This is a genomic window from Rhodobacter viridis (genome assembly GCF_003217355.1).
In the GTDB taxonomy this organism is placed as follows: domain Bacteria; phylum Pseudomonadota; class Alphaproteobacteria; order Rhodobacterales; family Rhodobacteraceae; genus Rhodobacter; species Rhodobacter viridis.
This window is the reverse complement of the sequence record NZ_QJTK01000001.1, coordinates 477,617-493,399: the sequence shown is the minus strand read 5'-3', so window position 1 is coordinate 493,399 and position 15,783 is coordinate 477,617. Positions and strand designations below refer to the sequence as shown.

General features: G+C 64.8%; 13 protein-coding genes. 9 read left to right on the top strand and 4 right to left on the bottom strand.

The annotated features are described in order from the left end of the window. Positions 1–1,140 carry a bifunctional 2-C-methyl-D-erythritol 4-phosphate cytidylyltransferase/2-C-methyl-D-erythritol 2,4-cyclodiphosphate synthase gene (locus C8J30_RS02350; RefSeq protein WP_110804101.1) on the bottom strand — a complete coding sequence of 380 codons (1,140 nt, stop codon included), beginning with the start codon at positions 1,138–1,140 and terminating at the stop codon, positions 1–3. Between the two features lie 194 nt (positions 1,141–1,334). Here C8J30_RS02350 and dusB point away from each other — a divergent pair, with 194 nt between their 5' ends. The 7 genes from dusB to hflX all read left to right on the top strand — a co-directional run bounded on the left by dusB (position 1,335) and on the right by hflX (position 10,196). Further along, entirely contained in the window at positions 1,335–2,309 is a 975-nt protein-coding gene (dusB, locus tag C8J30_RS02345; protein WP_181420756.1) for a tRNA dihydrouridine synthase DusB, read from the top strand. Next, entirely contained in the window at positions 2,306–3,373 is a 1,068-nt protein-coding gene (locus tag C8J30_RS02340) for a two-component system sensor histidine kinase NtrB (protein ID WP_110804099.1), read from the top strand. The genes dusB and C8J30_RS02340 overlap by 4 nt, the downstream gene beginning before the upstream one ends. Positions 3,374–3,376: 3 nt before the next feature. Beyond that, positions 3,377–4,753 (top strand): response regulator, encoded by a 1,377-nt coding sequence (locus C8J30_RS02335; RefSeq protein WP_110804098.1) that lies wholly within the window; start codon positions 3,377–3,379, stop codon positions 4,751–4,753. A gap of 75 nt (positions 4,754–4,828) precedes the next feature. Beyond that, positions 4,829–7,078 (top strand): sensor histidine kinase NtrY-like, encoded by a 2,250-nt coding sequence (locus tag C8J30_RS02330; protein ID WP_110804097.1) that lies wholly within the window; start codon positions 4,829–4,831, stop codon positions 7,076–7,078. Next, a complete protein-coding gene (gene ntrX, locus C8J30_RS02325; RefSeq protein ID WP_110804096.1) occupies positions 7,075–8,505 on the top strand; it encodes a nitrogen assimilation response regulator NtrX in 1,431 nt (476 codons plus the stop codon). Before C8J30_RS02330 ends, ntrX begins: the two co-directional genes overlap by 4 nt. A gap of 177 nt (positions 8,506–8,682) precedes the next feature. Beyond that, entirely contained in the window at positions 8,683–8,916 is a 234-nt protein-coding gene (hfq, locus tag C8J30_RS02320; protein ID WP_013067525.1) for an RNA chaperone Hfq, read from the top strand. Beyond that, positions 8,913–10,196, top strand: coding sequence for a GTPase HflX (gene hflX, locus C8J30_RS02315; protein WP_110804095.1), 1,284 nt, complete (start codon positions 8,913–8,915; stop codon positions 10,194–10,196). Before hfq ends, hflX begins: the two co-directional genes overlap by 4 nt. An 86-nt stretch (positions 10,197–10,282) precedes the next feature. Here hflX and C8J30_RS02310 read toward each other — a convergent pair whose 3' ends face one another. After that, the gene (locus tag C8J30_RS02310; RefSeq protein ID WP_110804094.1) at positions 10,283–12,757 is read right to left on the bottom strand and encodes a penicillin acylase family protein; all 2,475 of its coding nucleotides are present in this window, start codon (positions 12,755–12,757) and stop codon (positions 10,283–10,285) included. A gap of 112 nt (positions 12,758–12,869) precedes the next feature. On the opposite strand from C8J30_RS02310, the gene C8J30_RS02305 reads away from it, so the two are divergent. Continuing rightward, positions 12,870–13,742: an NAD(P)-dependent oxidoreductase gene (locus tag C8J30_RS02305; protein ID WP_110804093.1), complete on the top strand. Its 873-nt coding sequence runs from the start codon at positions 12,870–12,872 to the stop codon at positions 13,740–13,742. A gap of 56 nt (positions 13,743–13,798) precedes the next feature. Here the strand turns inward: C8J30_RS02305 and ssb are convergent, their stop codons facing one another. Beyond that, a complete protein-coding gene (gene ssb / locus C8J30_RS02300; RefSeq protein WP_110804092.1) occupies positions 13,799–14,332 on the bottom strand; it encodes a single-stranded DNA-binding protein in 534 nt (177 codons plus the stop codon). A 188-nt stretch (positions 14,333–14,520) separates the two neighbouring features. Here ssb and C8J30_RS02295 point away from each other — a divergent pair, with 188 nt between their 5' ends. After that, the gene (locus C8J30_RS02295) at positions 14,521–15,141 is read left to right on the top strand and encodes a lytic transglycosylase domain-containing protein (RefSeq protein WP_110804091.1); all 621 of its coding nucleotides are present in this window, start codon (positions 14,521–14,523) and stop codon (positions 15,139–15,141) included. 75 nt (positions 15,142–15,216) lie between these two features. Here C8J30_RS02295 and C8J30_RS02290 read toward each other — a convergent pair whose 3' ends face one another. Next, positions 15,217–15,774 carry a lipid-binding SYLF domain-containing protein gene (locus tag C8J30_RS02290; RefSeq protein WP_110804090.1) on the bottom strand — a complete coding sequence of 186 codons (558 nt, stop codon included), beginning with the start codon at positions 15,772–15,774 and terminating at the stop codon, positions 15,217–15,219. Positions 15,775–15,783 lie beyond the last annotated feature (9 nt).

Here is a 15,783-nt window from a genome sequence, read left to right as displayed (position 1 = left end):
TTACGCGCCGATCAGCGTCACGGTGGCGATCGAGGCGATGCCTTCCTCGCGACCGGTGAAACCGAGCCGCTCCGAAGTCGTGGCCTTCACCGACACGCGCGAGGGCTCGACGTCCATGATCCGGGCGAGTTCGGCGGCCATCGCGATCGCATGCGGGCCAACCTTCGGGCGCTCGCAGATCAGCGTCACGTCGGCGTTGCCGATACGGAATCCCTTCGATTTCGCCAGTTTCGCGGCATGTTCAAGGAAGATCCAGCTGGCGGCGCCTTTCCATTGCGGATCGGTCGGCGGGAAGTGACGGCCGATATCGCCCTCGGCCAGCGCGCCATAGATCGCATCGGTCAGCGCATGCATGCCCACGTCGGCGTCGGAATGGCCGAGCAGCGCCTTGGTGTGGGGCACTTTCACCCCGCACAGCCACACATGATCGCCCTCGCAGAAGGCATGCACATCATAGCCGTTGCCCAGTCGCACATCCATCGTCAGCCCCTTTCGTTCACGCAATATCGCCTCGGCGCGGGCAAAGTCCGGCGCATAGGTGATCTTCAGATTGTCTTCATGCCCCGGAACGATCGCCACGGAAAGCCCCGCGTGACGCGCGACCTCGACATCATCGGCGGCGCCGCCCGGATGGGCGCGGTGCGCCGCGAGAATATCGGGGAAGCGGAAGCCCTGCGGGGTCTGGGCGCGATAGAGCCCCTCGCGGTCCTGCGTGCCGGCAACAAGACCGTTCTCGCCGCGCCAGAGCGCATCGGTGACCGGCAGCGCGGGCGCTGCGCCCGGGGTGGTGTCGAGCGCAGACAGAACCGCCGCCGTGACCGAGGCCGGAACCAGCGGCCGGGCGCCGTCATGGATCAGGACCCGCGTCACATCCGAGCCTTCAAGCGCTTCAAGCGCGTTCTTCACGCTTTCCGACCGCGTCGCGCCACCTGCGACCAGCACGACCGAACCGCCCAGCAAGTCCATGCCAAGCCCCATGTCGTCGGGATGCAGCACGACCAGAATGCGGCCGACGCCCGCGAAAGCCTCGACCGTTTGAGCCAGAACCGGCCGCCCGGCCAGATCGCGCCACTGTTTCGGCAGGCCTTCGCCCGCCCGCGTGCCGCGACCTGCCGCGACGATGATCACCGCAACCGTCATGATGCCTCCTTGCTTGCCAAAGGCTTAGGACATGCACGGCGCGGGTGCAATGCACACGGAGCCGCAGCCGTTTTGCCTAAATTATGTGCGGTTGCCGATTTTTCTCGCCCAAGTGATGGGTCAGATGTGCGGACGCAATTGTGATTCCTCGGATCGGACGCTACTTCCTTGGGCAGTTGCAAATGAGAGACCAAGTGACGATCAGCCTCGATAACATTCGCCTCGACCCTCCGGTGCTGCTGGCGCCGATGGCGGGCATCACCGATCTGCCGTTCCGGCGCATGGTGGCGCGGTTCGGCGCGGGGCTTGTCGTGTCTGAAATGGTGGCGAGCGGAGAGATGCTGACCGCCAAACCCTCGGTCCGGGCCAAGGCGCAGGCGGAGCTGACGGCCGGGCTGCCGACCTCTGTGCAGTTGGCGGGGCGCGAAGCGGCGCCGATGGCCGAGGCTGCAAAGATCGTTGCCGACATGGGCGCCGAGATCATCGACATCAACATGGGCTGTCCGGCGAAAAAGGTGACCGGCGGGCTTTCGGGTGCGGCGCTGATGCGCAATCCCGACCATGCGCTGCGGTTGATCGAGGCTGTGGTGGGCGCGGTCGATCTGCCGGTGACGCTGAAGATGCGGCTTGGGTGGGACACGGAGCAGTTGAACGCTGCGGAAATTGCCGTCCGGGCCGAAGCGGCCGGGGTGAAGATGATCGTGATTCACGGGCGCACGCGGATGCAGTTTTATACCGGCGAGGCGGATTGGAGCGCGATTGCCGTCGTGCGTGCAGCCGTTTCGGTGCCGGTCGTGGCGAATGGCGACATCGTTGACGCTGTCTCGGCCCGTGCGGCGCTCGATCAGAGCGGCGCGGCGGGCGTCATGGTCGGGCGCGGTGCGCAAGGCGCGCCGTGGCGCTTGGCGCAGATCGCGGCGTCTCTCTTTGGCAAGGCAATGCCGACGTTGCCCGCCGGGTCCGCCTTTTCGGATCTGATTTCAGAGCATTACGAGGGTATCCTTAGTTTTTATGGCCGCGATCTGGGGCTGCGCATCGCGCGCAAGCATCTGGGCTGGTATGCCGAGGCGGCCGACGCCCCGCTGCGCGCCGAGATGATGCGCTCGACCGATCCCGCTGCGACGCTCGCGCTGATCCGCAGCGCCTTTTCCGACAGGGATGCCGCATGAACCTGCCCCCGCCCGGCATCATCTGGAACTCGCTGCCGCTGCCCGCGCTGATGCTCGACGTCAACGACCGGGTGATCGAGATCAACCCGGCGGCGGAATTGTTCCTCAACCTCTCGGCGCGCGCGCTGAAGGGGCAGGCGCTTGGCGAGCGGCTGGCGATTTCCGCACCGCTCGAAGAGATTTTCGCCCGGGTGCGCAAGAACCGCTCGGCCTTGTTCGTCAATGACGTCGATCTGACGACGGGGGAACGGGCGCCGGTGCAATGCAATCTGCAGGCCGCGCCGATTGCCGATGACCCGGAAACGGTGCTGTTGCTGATTTCCCCGCGTGAGATCGCCGACCGGCTGGGTCGCGCAAGCATGGTGAAATCGGCGGCGCGCTCGGCCATCGGCATGGCCGAGATGCTGGCGCATGAGATCAAGAACCCGCTCGCGGGCATCGCCGGGGCGGCGCAACTGCTGTCGATGGGGCTTTCGGGCGAGGATCTGGAGCTGACCGATCTGATCGTGGATGAGACCCGCCGGATCGTGAAACTGCTGGAGCAGGTCGAACAGTTCGGCAATGTGCGTCCGCCCGAAATGAAACCCGTGAACATCCACGATGTGCTTGATCGGGCAAGGAAATCCGCAGGCGTCGGTTTCGGCGCGCACATGCTGATCGTCGAGGATTACGACCCCTCGCTGCCGCCGACGCTCGGTGATGCCGATCAGCTGACGCAGGTGTTCCTGAACCTGTTGAAGAACGCCTCCGAAGCGTCGAAGGGGCAAGGCACGATCCGTCTGCGCACCTTTTACGACTATGCGCTGCGGCTGCGTCGACCCGATGGCGGGGGCCAGCGCCTGCCGCTGCAGGTCGAGGTGATCGACGACGGTCCCGGCATTCCTGCCGATATCGCCAGCTCGATTTTCGAACCCTTTGTTTCGGGGCGGGAGAACGGCACCGGCCTTGGCCTTGCCCTCGTTTCGAAGATCATTTCCGAACATAACGGCTGGATCAGCGTTGAAAGCGTTCCTGGCCGCACCCTTTTCCGCATTTCCTTGCCCGTCGCCCCGAAGGAGCTTTGACCGATGGATGGCACCGTTCTCGTCGCCGACGACGACCGCACGATCCGCACCGTTCTGACCCAGGCGCTGACCCGCGCGGGCTGCAAGGTCCATGCGACGGCGTCCTTGATGACGCTGATGCGCTGGGTCGAAGAGGGCAAGGGGGATCTGGTGATCTCCGATGTGATCATGCCCGATGGCAACGGGCTCGAGGCGCTGCCGCGGATCGCGCGGGAACGTCCGGGCCTGCCGGTGATCGTGATCTCGGCGCAAAACACCATCATGACGGCGATTCAGGCGGCCGAAGCCGATGCCTATGACTATCTGCCGAAGCCCTTCGACCTGCCCGATCTGATGAAGCGGGCGGCGCGGGCGCTGGAGCTGAAGCGGCGCGCGCAGGTGGTGCCGAAAGTCGTTGAAACCACGCGCCCCGAGGGCACCGATCTGCCGCTTGTCGGACGGACGGCGGCGATGCAGGCGCTTTACCGGCTGGTGGCGCGGGTGATGAACGCCGATCTGCCGGTGATGATCATGGGCGAATCCGGCACGGGCAAATCGCTGATCGCAAAGGCGATTCACGATTTCTCAGACCGCCGCACATTGCCCTTCGTGGTGGCGCAGGCGGCCGATCTGATGGGGGCCGATGGCCCCTCGAGCCTGCTTGCCCGGGTCAAGGGCGGCTCGCTGGTTTTCGACGAGGTCGGCGATTACGACGACGAGACGCAGGGGCGGATCGTGCGGATGCTTGACGCGCTGCCCGATCCCGCGCCGCGGATCATGGCGACGACCCAGGTCGATCTGGGCGCGCTGATGGAGGCGGGCCGGTTCCGGCAGGATCTGTTCTACCGTCTGGGCGGCGTGACGCTGGCCGTGCCCGCGCTGCGCGAGCGGGTTGAAGACATTCCGCTGCTCGCCGAGCATTTCCTCGGCCGGGCCGAGCGCGATGGTCTGGGCATGCGGCGTTTTTCGGCGGATTCGATGGCGCTGGTGCGGGCCTATGCCTGGCCGGGCAACGTCCGGCAGCTGGAAAACACCGTCCGGCGGCTTGTGGTGACGGCCTCCGAGGAAGAGATCACCCGGGCCGAGGTCGAATTCGTTCTGGGCAATCAGCCCGCGGTCGAGCCGCTGCGCGGCGCGGGCGGCGAGGGCGAGAAACTCTCGGCCTCGATCGCGCGGCACCTGCGGCGTTACTTCGATCTGCATGGCGGAAACCTGCCGCCGCCCGGGCTTTACGACCGGATTCTGGCGGAAATGGAAGCGCCGCTGATCGAAATCGCGCTCGATGCCACCGGCGGCAATCAGGCCAAATGTGCGGATCTTTTGGGGATCAACCGCAATACCTTGCGCAAAAAGATCACCGATCTGGATATTCAGGTGACAAGGCGGCGCAAACTGATGTAAATAGGCCACAGGTAATTGTGGCAAATCCACCTCACGGATTCGCCGCGGCGGAAATCCGGGGGACCCGTCGTGTCCATGACGAGGAGTGGCTCAGCTTGGGAGAAACTGGCGCGGTTGCGGCGCCAGCGCCGGGTGCAGAGTGGCTTCGTCTTCGGTCTGGCGGTGCTGGGCCCGGCGCTGGCGATCATCACCTTCGTGGTTCTGGGGCCGCTGGGGCAGGGTGCTGACAGCATCGCCCTGCGCCTGACCCTGCTCAGCGACTTCGTCTATTTCCTTGTTCTGGCCGGGTTGATCCTGTTGCGTCTGACCCAGATGATGGCGGCGCGCCGCGCGCGGGCGACGGGCTCGCGGCTGACGCTGCGGTTGACCGGGGTCTTTGCCGGTATTGCGCTGGTGCCGACCGTGCTGGTGGCACTGTTCGCGGGTCTGACTGTCAACATCGGGCTTGAGGGCTGGTTCTCGGATCGGGTGCGCTCGGTCGTCGGCACCTCGCTTGCCGCCGCTGAAGCCTATCAAGAAGAGCACCGCCACGATCTTGTGCAGGATGCCGAGGCGCTGGCCGGGTTTCTCAACCTGCGCCGTCAGGCGGCGACCTTTGCCGATGATGGCGATTTGCGCGAATGGCTTGTGTCGGGGCAACAAGGCATCCAGCGCGGCCTCAAGGAAGCCTATGTGATTGATGGCGGGGCGGAAATCGTCGCGCGTGGGGATCGCTCCTATCTCTTCGACTATGAAACCCCGCCGCCCGAGAAGGTGGTTCAAGCCGCCAGGGGCGAGACGGTTCTGATCGAGGATTGGTCGAACTCGGAATTTCGGGCGCTGATCAAGCTCGACGCCTATGTCGACCGCTACCTTTATGTCTCGCGTGCGGTCGATGGCCAGATCCTCTCGCTTCTCGACAACACGCGCGAGACCGTGCGCTTCTACCAGCAGCTTGAATCCTCGCGCGGGCGGGTGCTGTTCGAGTTCGGCCTGATCTACGTCGGCTTCGCGCTGATCCTGATCCTGGCCGCGATCTGGGCGGGTCTGTGGTTTGCGGAGCGTCTGTCGCGTCCGATCGGGCGACTGGCGGCGGCGGCCGAGCGGGTCGGGCGCGGTGATCTCGATGCCCGTGTGATCGAGGAAGAAGGCGATGACGAAATCGCCACGCTTGGGCAAGTCTTCAACCGAATGACCGGGCAACTCAAGGGGCAGCGCGATGAGCTTGTCGCCTCGCATCGGGAAACCGATGAGCAGCGGCGGATGTTTGATTCCGTGCTGTCCTCGGTCACCTCGGGGGTGATCGGTCTCGATGCCGAGGGGCGGATCGACTTTCTCAACCCCTCTGCCATGCGGGCGCTGAAGCTGTCGCCCGCACGCGACACCGATCGCGCGCTTTCCGAAGTAGTTCCAGAGTTTATATCTCTTTTCAATAGGTTGCAGGACGGTCTGCACTCCGTCGTGCAAGAGGAAGTGCGGGTTTCCCGCGATGGTCGGCTCGAAAGCCTGCTGGTGCGGATGGCCGAGCGGCGCGCTTCGGGGCGGCGCGAGGGCTATGTGGTGGCCTTTGACGACGTGACCGAACTGGTTTCGGCGCAAAGGATGGCGGCCTGGGGCGATGTCGCGCGGCGCATTGCGCATGAGATCAAGAACCCGCTGACGCCGATCCAGCTCTCGGCCGAGAGGATCAAGCGCAAGTTCAGCCGCCAGGTCGCAGCGGAAGAGGCCGAGGCGCTGGAGCAACTGACCGGCGTGATCATCCGCCAGACCGATGATCTGCGCCGGATCGTTGATGAATTTTCCCGCTTTGCCCGAATGCCGGAGCCGAACCGGCGCGATCATGACATCGTGCAACTGACCCGCGATGCGGTGCTGTTGCAGGAGGGATCCCTGCACGGGGCGAAGCTTTCGGCCGATCTGCCGGACGGGCCTCTGGTGGTCGAACTTGATGCGACGATGATCAGCCAGGCGCTGACCAATCTGATCAAGAATGCTGGCGAAGCGATCGAGAGCCTGATCGAAAAGGGCGCCCCCGACGGTTTCGCGCCAGAGGTCCGGGTCAGCCTGACCGAAGAGCCAGAAGCGGTCGAGATCCGCATCATGGACAATGGCATCGGCCTGCCGCCCGACCGGGCGCGGCTCTTCGAGCCCTATGTCACCACCCGCGCCAAGGGCACCGGCCTTGGCCTTTCGATCGTGAAGAAGATCATCGAAGAACACGGCGGCATGCTGGTTCTGACCGATGCGCCCCCCTTTGACACTGGCGCCCATGCGGGGGCCTGTGCCGAAATCAGACTGCCCCGCGCCCGGACCGGGCTGCGCGCCATCAAGGATAGTGAGCCATGAGCGACATTCTCATCGTCGATGACGAAAAGGACATCCGCGAGCTGATCGCCGACATCCTCAAGGACGAGGGTTACGCGACGCGGACGGCGGCCAATTCCGATGCCTGCATGGAGGCGATCAACGCCGAGGCGCCGGCGCTGATGATCCTGGACATCTGGCTCAAGGACAGCCGGATGGACGGGATCGACATCCTGAAGACGGTGAAGCGGGACAATCCCGACATTCCGATCATCATCATCTCGGGCCATGGCAACATCGAGATCGCGGTCGCGGCGATCAAGCAGGGCGCTTACGATTTCATCTCGAAGCCGTTCAACATCGACCAGCTGATGGTTGTGATCTCGCGCGCGATGGAGACCAGCCGGTTGCGGCGCGAGAATTCGAGCCTGCGGCGGCGGGACCTGCATTCGGGCGACATGATCGGCAATTCTGCGGCGTTCCGGCGGTTGAAGGATCAGCTCGACAAGGTGACGAAATCGAACGGGCGGGTGATGCTGACGGGCGATCCCGGCTCGGGCAAGGAATCTGCGGCGCGCTACATCCACCAGCATTCGACCCGTGCGGCGGCGCCCTTTGTCACGGTGAACTCCGCGACGATCGCGCCCGAGCGGATGGAAGAGGTGCTGTTCGGTCGCGAGACGACCGAGCGCGGAATCGAAAAAGGCCTTCTCGAACAAGCCCATGGCGGCGTGATCTATTTCGACGAAGTGGCCGAGATGCCGCTTGGGACGCAGTCGAAGATCCTGCGCGTGCTGACCGAGCAGCAATTCACCCGCGCGGGTGGCTCGGACAAGGTGCGGGTCGATCTGCGGGTGATCTCCTCGACCACGCGCAACCTGCCAGCGGAAATCGCCGCCGGGCGCTTCCGGCAGGAGCTTTACGACCGGCTGAATGTGGTGCCGATCGCCGTGCCCTCGCTGGCCGAACGGCGCGAGGATGTGCCGCTGATCGCCGCCCATTTCATCGACGTTTTCAACCGCACCCAGGGGCTGGCGCAGCGGGCGCTGTCCGAAGAAGCGGTGGCCAGTCTGCAGACGATGGAATGGCCCGGCAACATCCGCGAGTTGCGCAACGTGATCGAGCGCGTGCTGATCCTTGGCGACGGCACCGGCCCGATCGAGGCGCGGGAACTGCCCGGCAATGCCGCGCAACCCGAGGAAGGGCGCATCGTTCTGGGCGGTCAGCTTGCGTCGCTGCCGCTGCGCGAGGCGCGCGAGTTGTTCGAACGCGAATATCTGCTGACGCAGATCAACCGCTTTGGCGGCAACATCTCGCGCACGGCGGCGTTCGTCGGCATGGAACGCTCGGCGCTGCACCGCAAGCTGAAGTCGCTCGGCGTCGTCACCTCGGCGAAATCGGGCCGGGGCGGCGCGGGCTTTGACGAGGCCGAGGAGGACGAGATCGAAACCGCGGGGGATGACCTTTGAGGTCGCAACCCGCCTGACTGCGCCCCGAAGGCGACAGGGGCACGGCATTTTCCGTGCCCCACGAACAAGTCACTGCTTTTTGGCTGGAATCTCGTGCACCTTTGCGCATACTTGACACGGGAGACCGAACCCGGCCCCGCGCGACAGGACAAAACACAAAAAAAGGCATAAGAAAAAATGGCTGCCGACAAACAGAACCTTCAGGATGCGTTTCTCAATCACGTCCGCAAGACCAAGGTTCCGGTCACGATCTTCCTCATCAACGGGGTGAAACTGCAGGGCGTGATCACCTGGTTCGACAACTTCTGCGTGCTGCTGCGCCGCGATGGCCAGTCGCAGCTGGTCTATAAACACGCGATCTCGACCATCATGCCCGGCTCGCCGATCTCTCTGTACGAGGGCGAAGACTGAGCGACCCCATCCTTTCCAAAGACCGTCCGACCCGCGTCTGGGTGCTGCACCCCGACCTGAAGACGGTCGATGCCCGGCGCGAGCCGGAGTTGCGGCTGGCAGAAGCGGTTTCGCTTGCGGCTGCCCTGCCTGATTTGCAGATCATGGGCCACGAAATCGTGCGCCTGCCCAAACCCCATGCGGGGCATCTTTTCGGCACCGGCAAGATGGCCGAGCTGAAAGAGCGCCTCACCGCGGCCGAGGTGGATCTGGTGCTGGTCGACGGTCCTGTGAGCCCGATCCAGCAGCGCAACCTGGAAAAGGAATGGGGCGTCAAGCTTCTGGATCGGACCGGGTTGATCCTCGAGATATTCGCCGATCGGGCGCGGACGCGCGAAGGCGTGCTGCAGGTTGAACTGGCGGCACTGTCCTATCAGCGCACGCGGCTGGTTCGGGCCTGGACCCACCTCGAGCGCCAGCGTGGCGGTTTCGGCTTCGTCGGTGGTCCTGGCGAAACCCAGATCGAGGCCGACCGGCGTGCGATCGACGATCAGGTGATCCGGTTGAAGCGGCAGCTGGCGAAGGTGGTGAAGACGCGCGAATTGCACCGCGCGGCGCGGCGCAAGGTGCCGTTCCCAATCGTCGCGCTCGTGGGCTATACGAACGCCGGAAAATCGACGCTTTTCAACCGCATGACCGGAGCCGAGGTGCTGGCCAAGGACATGCTGTTCGCAACGCTCGACCCGACGATGCGCGGCCTTGTGCTGCCCTCCGGTCGGCGGATCATCCTGTCGGATACCGTAGGCTTCATCTCGGACCTGCCACACGAACTGGTCGCGGCCTTCCGCGCGACGCTTGAAGAGGTGCTGGAAGCCGATCTGATCTTGCATGTGCGCGACATTTCCCACCCCGAGACCGAGGAACAGGCCGAAGACGTCGGCGAGATCCTTGAATCCCTGGGCGTGGCCGAGGATGTGGCGCTGATCGAGGTCTGGAACAAGATCGACGCCCTGTCCGAGGCGGTGCGGGCGGGACTCCTGGGTCAGGACGCGCGGCGTTCGGATGTGCAGGCAGTCTCGGCGCTGTCAGGTGAGGGCATTCCGGCGCTTCTGGCGGCGATCGAAACCCGTCTGGGCGATGAGCGGATCGAGGAAGAGATCGACCTGCCTTTCACCGCGGGCAAGGAACATGCCTGGCTGCATGCGCAGGGCGTGATCCGTGACGAGGTGCAGGGCGAAGACGGCTGGAAGCTGCTCCTGCGCTGGACCGAGGCGCAGAAAACCCGCTTTCAATCACTTTAGGTTTGCTTTGCAAGTCGTTGAAAAGGCGTATTTAGGCCGAGAAAAAGCGGCTGTTTTTTCTTGGTTCAAATACGCCCTTTCACCGCTCACTCCTTGGGCGTGAGCGGTTCCAGCCGGGTGATCCCGGCGGCCGCTGCCCGCGCCAGAGCCGGATCAAGCGACATCGGGATATATTCGCCGCGCCGCCAGAGATCGGCCAGATCGTCGTAATGCGGCGAGAACGGATGGCCCGATTGCCCCGTGGCGATGATGAAGACCGAGGAATCCGGATCGGCGAAATCATAGACCCCGCGATAGCCCGCGCCGTGAACATTCGCGAAGGGCTCCGGGCCAGTGCCTGCGGTCAGGCCGCGGTTCAGGGTGAAATCGCCGCCCGAGGTCGATTGCCGGATGTTCATCAGCCAGCCCAGCATCGGGTTTTGCCCCAGAACCGTGTGGTCGTGATGCGCCTCATGCGCGTCGCCCCAGCGCCAGCTTTCGATCTGTGGCCCGTATTTTTCCTTCAGGCCGAGCAGCGCCGCATCAAGCGAGATGCGGGCGATGTCGGTGCAGGTCTCGACCGGCGCCGATTGCAGCACGTCGCACCAGCGCGCGGCGCCATTCACGTTGCGCAGCACATGTTCGATGAAAAGCGGCTCGATATGGATGAATTTGGCGGCGAGTTCCGGGCCGAGTTCGTCGCGGATCAGCCGGTTCTGGAATTCGCGCATCCAGGCGGCATAGATCAGCGGTTCGGGCAGGTGCTCGTTCATGTCGCCGTCCCAGGCGGCGAGGAGTTCCAGCGCGCGCTGGCGGAACCGCTCGGGCGTGCCTTCGGGCGCGGGGGTGCCGGTGAACCACAGATCGGCGCCGACGAGTGGAAGCAGGCCGCGCGCGGCGGGCGAAACGGTGTCGGTCTGCACCGCTATGAAGCTTTCGCGCGAATGCACCTCGCGCTCGCCCATCAGGCGGGTCAGGCGGGCGACGCGCTGGCTGTCGCCCCAGTCGTAGCTGACGTGGAGCGGAAACGGCCGGTCGATCAGCTTGTTGTTGGTATTGACGACGATCCCGCCCTCGGGCTCGAGCAGGCGCGGATTGCTGTCATAGGGCAGGCGGCCATGCCAGCGGTTTGCCGAAAGCCAGCCCGGCTGCGGCATGCGGCCTTCGGTGGCGTTGGCGGGATCGCGCAGCGGCAGCGCACCCAGCGTGACCATGCCCACCGAGGTCGCATCGGCGAGCGTCAGGTTCATCGAGGGGGCGATGAAGCCTTCACCGGCGTCAACCGCATCCGGCACCGTTTTCGCCTGCATGATCCTCAGTGCCGCGCTCATCGAGGTATCGGCGGGCGAGAGTGCCGACCAGCCAAGGCTCATCACATGGCCGGGCGGCGTCACCTTGCCCAGATCGAAGTGACCGGCGGGCAGGACTGGGCCATTTTCTGTCCAGCGCAGGGTGAGCGTCACCGGCGCGGCGTCCTTGACCGAGACGATCACCTTGCGCGTGGTGAAATCGGCCCAGCCGGTGGGCGTGCGATAGCGTTCGGGCTGTTTCGGATCGAGTTCCTCGACGAAAAGATCCTCGTCATCGGCCCAGGAGGCGGTGATGCCCCAGCCCAGCGCCTCGCTGCGGCCGGTGAGGATCGCGGGAATGCCCGGAATCGTCGCGCCGATCACGCCGCCGGTCGAAAGCTCGAGCCGCGCGAGATACCATTGCGAGGGCGCGGTGAAGGGGGAATGCGGGTCATTGGCCAGAAGCGAACCGCCCGCGGCCGAGCGCGCGGGCGCGGCGGCGAAGGCGTTGGAAGCAGCGCCGAAATCGCGGCTGGCAAAGGGGGAGAGCGGCCCCTCGGCATCGCTGGCGGTTTGCACCTGTGCGGCGGAAAGATCGGGGAACAGCGCGGAATAGCGCGGCAGGGCGATCGTGCCGGGGCCGGGAACCTCGGGCATCAGGTCCGTCGCCCAGCCTTGACCCAGCATCGAGAGCTGCGCGCGCAGGACCTCGGCGTCGATCTGGGTGGAGTTCTGCACCGCCAAGAGCTTCAAAAGCGCGATCGAATCGGCGGGGGTCCAGTAGGCGATCTCGGCATCGAAGAGGAAAAACTCGGGGGCGCCACGGCCGAGTGCCGAGCGGTTCACCTCTTCGATCCAGGCGTTGACGCCGCGCGCATAGGCCTCAAGCGCCGATTTCGTCGCCGGATCCTGCACCGCGACCGAGGCCTGCGCCGCGCCGTAAAGGTCGAGCCGGCGCATCAGCTCGTCGGTTTTCAGGGTCTTTTCGCCAAAGACCTCGCTCAACCGCCCCTGCACGGTGCGGCGCGCGAGCGTCATCTGCCAGAGCCGGTCCTGCGCATGGGCGAGCCCCAGCGCGAAATAGACATCGGCATCGGTCTTGCCGAAGATATGCGGCACGTCCTCGGTCGAGCGGACGATCTCGACCGGGGCCGAAATCCCCTCCATCGGATAGGTCGCGTCGTAATCGGGCAGCGAGCGGGTGGCAAAATACCAGACGCCGAACGCGGCGACGAGCGCGAGCGCAAGCACAGCCGAGACGATGCGGACCAACCAGGTGAACAGGCGATACATGCGGCGACCTCGGACCGGGATTTGACGGAGAGAATTGACGGGGCAGGCGGGGGCGTTACTAAGTCACAGGCAGGCAATGTTCAACGCGCAAACGCGTGCAGAGGGAGCGGTGATGGCAAAGGTGGCGTTTCTTGGCTTGGGCGTGATGGGCTTTCCGATGGCGGGCCATCTGGCGGCGCGCGGGCATGCGGTGACGGTGTGGAACCGCAGCCCGGCGAAGGCCGAGGCCTGGGTCGCCAATCATGCGGGCACCCGTGCCGCTACGGCGGCTGAAGCGGCCGCGGGGGCAGAGTTCATCATGGCCTGTGTCGGCAATGACGACGATCTGCGTCAGGTTTGCCTTGGTGAGACGGGGGCTTTCACCGGGATGGCGCCGGGGGCGATTTTCGTCGATCACACCACCGTTTCGGCGCAGGTGACGCGCGAGCTGTCGGCGATTGCGGCGCAGAAGGGGTTTGGCTTCGTCGATGCGCCGGTTTCGGGCGGTCAGGCGGGAGCCGAGAATGGCGTGCTCTCGGTGATGTGCGGTGGGAGCGAAGCGGATTATGCCGCGGCCGAGCCGGTGATTGCCGCTTACGCCCGGATTTGTCGGCGGCTGGGCGAGAGCGGCGCGGGGCAGCTCGCCAAGATGTGCAACCAGATCGCGATTGCCGGTCTGGTGCAAGGGCTGGCCGAGTCGCTGCATTTCGCCGAGAAGGCCGGGCTGGATGCCGGGGCGCTGGTCGAGGTGATCAGTCAGGGTGCGGCGGGCAGCTGGCAGATGACGAACCGCTCGAAGACGATGGCGGAAAACCGCTTCGATTTCGGCTTTGCCGTCGACTGGATGCGCAAGGATCTGGGGATTTGCCTTGCCACCGCAAACGAGACCGGCGCGAGCCTGCCGGTGACGGCGCTCGTCGATCAGTTCTACAAGGATGTGCAGAAGATGGGCGGCGGGCGCTGGGATACCTCGAGCCTGATCGCGCGGCTGCGTGCCTTGGGCTGAGTGCCCCGATCAGATGGCATCGTGATGAAGAAGGGGGCCTTTCGGCCCCCTTGTCGTCAGAACGGAATGTCGTCGTCGAAATCCGGGCGGCCACCGCCGCCGCCGCCACCCGAGGGGGCCGAGGAGCCACTGCCGCCGCCATAGCCCGGGCCGTCGTCGTAGCCACCACCATAACCGCCGCCCTGCGCGCCGCCGCCGTAGCCGCCGCCGCCACCGCCACCGCCCGAGCCGCCGCCGTCACGGCCGCCAAGCAGCGTCAGGTTGCCGGTGTAGGGACGCAGAACGACTTCGGTCGAATAGCGTTCCTGCCCCTGCTGGTCAGTCCATTTGCGGGTTTCGAGTTGCCCCTCGATATAGACGGTCGAGCCCTTGCGCAGATATTGCTCGGCGATCTTGGCGAGCGCCTCGTTGAAGATCGCGACAGAGTGCCATTCGGTGCGTTCCTTGCGCTCGCCCGATTGCTTGTCGCGCCAGGTTTCCGAGGTGGCGATGCGCAGGTTGCAGACCTTGCCGCCATTGGCAAAGCTGCGCACTTCCGGGTCTCGGCCCAGATTGCCGACCAGAATGACCTTGTTCACCGATCCTGCCATGAAACTCTCCGTAGTGGCCGGAGCGATCCGGCGTTGCCTCTAAATGCTTCAGGGGCCGCGATGAAGCGGCCCCGATCTGAAGCGTCGGCGATACTTTGCCCATAAAACGTGCCTCGGCGCAAGACGCTAGGCATTCGCCGGAATTGCCCTTATAGTTCCGCCCGAAGAGGGCACCTTCAGGGTTTTGTATGCGAAAAATCGTTGCAGCGGTTGGACTTGCGATGGCAGTGACGGTCAGTCCCTCAGCCATCAGTAAGGCCGATGCGGAGGGGCTGGTCCTGGGCCGCGCCTCGTCCAAGTCGCAATCACTGGTCCGACGCAATCAATTCGCGCTGCTTGATGGCCGTCTCTCCGGGCAATACGACAATTCGGTGCGCCTGCGGCCCGATGCGCCGAAGGGCGGTCTCAGTTCGAATGTTGCGCTGCCGCGCTACAGCGGGCGCTACAAGGGAGAATATCTGGCCCATGCCAAGGCCGCCGCGGCACGCAATGGGGTGCCCGAGGATCTGTTTCTGCGGCTCGTGCAACAGGAAAGCGGCTGGAACCCCGGCGCGGTCTCGCCGAAGGGGGCGACAGGGCTGGCGCAGTTGATGCCGGGCACGGCGCAATTGCTGGGCGTCGATGCGACCGATCCGCTGGAAAACCTCGAAGGCGGGGCACGGTATTTGCGCATGATGTACGACCGCTTCGGGGATTGGCGGCTGGCGCTGGCCGCCTACAACGCCGGTCCCGAGGCTGTGGACAAGGCCGATGGCGTGCCCGATTACGAAGAGACGACAAATTACGTCAAGGTCATCTACGGCGGCTGAAGTCTAAGCTTCGCCTCGCAACCAAATGAAAAGGCGCGGAAATTTCCGCGCCTTTCGGTTTTCTGGAGGATCGTTTCAGGGAATGATGCGGGTGTATTTCGTCCCGGCCAGCGAGGCGCCGACGATCAGGCCGGATTGGCCGAAGACCTGCACCACCACCGGAGCCAGCGTCGTTGTCGTGTCGGTGCCGATCGCGCCGCCGCCATCGGGCAGGGCGTAGCGCGCATCCGCGCCCAGTTCCCAGCCATCGGCCTTGCGGAAATCTGCCAGCGCTTTTTCGGTCATGAAGAACAGCGCATGCGCATATTGCTGCGCGCCGATCTGGAAGCCGACCGAGGCCGAGGCGGCAGAATAGTAATCCACCGTCACATCGTTGATGCGCAGCGCACCGCGCCCGAAGGCACCGCCGAAGCCAAAGCTCGCCTCGGTCATCAGCGGCATGTAAAGTACGCCGACCGATTTGCTCAGCAATTGTTTGGTCGAGGGGAAGCTGCGCAACATGTAGTCGCGCGTGGCATCGACGCGCGCATCGATTGTGGCGCCACCGTTCGAGCCCACGCCATTGCCACAGGCGGCAAGGCCGAGGCTGGCACCGCCGAGCACGAGAAGGGACCGTCTGGAAAGTTCTGTCATCTGCTCGCT

What these genes read in the sequence shown, in the direction of transcription:
- ntrX (WP_110804096.1), top strand. Translation starts at nt 7,075, where the DNA reads ATGAGCGACATTCTCATCGTCGATGACGAAAAGGACATCCGCGAGCTG.
- C8J30_RS02340 (WP_110804099.1), top strand. Translation starts at nt 2,306, where the DNA reads ATGAACCTGCCCCCGCCCGGCATCATCTGGAACTCGCTGCCGCTGCCC.
- C8J30_RS02310 (WP_110804094.1), bottom strand. Translation starts at nt 12,757, where the DNA reads ATGTATCGCCTGTTCACCTGGTTGGTCCGCATCGTCTCGGCTGTGCTT.
- ssb (WP_110804092.1), bottom strand. Translation starts at nt 14,332, where the DNA reads ATGGCAGGATCGGTGAACAAGGTCATTCTGGTCGGCAATCTGGGCCGA.
- C8J30_RS02295 (WP_110804091.1), top strand. Translation starts at nt 14,521, where the DNA reads ATGCGAAAAATCGTTGCAGCGGTTGGACTTGCGATGGCAGTGACGGTC.
- C8J30_RS02350 (WP_110804101.1), bottom strand. Translation starts at nt 1,140, where the DNA reads ATGACGGTTGCGGTGATCATCGTCGCGGCAGGTCGCGGCACGCGGGCG.
- C8J30_RS02335 (WP_110804098.1), top strand. Translation starts at nt 3,377, where the DNA reads ATGGATGGCACCGTTCTCGTCGCCGACGACGACCGCACGATCCGCACC.
- hfq (WP_013067525.1), top strand. Translation starts at nt 8,683, where the DNA reads ATGGCTGCCGACAAACAGAACCTTCAGGATGCGTTTCTCAATCACGTC.
- C8J30_RS02305 (WP_110804093.1), top strand. Translation starts at nt 12,870, where the DNA reads ATGGCAAAGGTGGCGTTTCTTGGCTTGGGCGTGATGGGCTTTCCGATG.
- C8J30_RS02290 (WP_110804090.1), bottom strand. Translation starts at nt 15,774, where the DNA reads ATGACAGAACTTTCCAGACGGTCCCTTCTCGTGCTCGGCGGTGCCAGC.
- C8J30_RS02330 (WP_110804097.1), top strand. Translation starts at nt 4,829, where the DNA reads ATGACGAGGAGTGGCTCAGCTTGGGAGAAACTGGCGCGGTTGCGGCGC.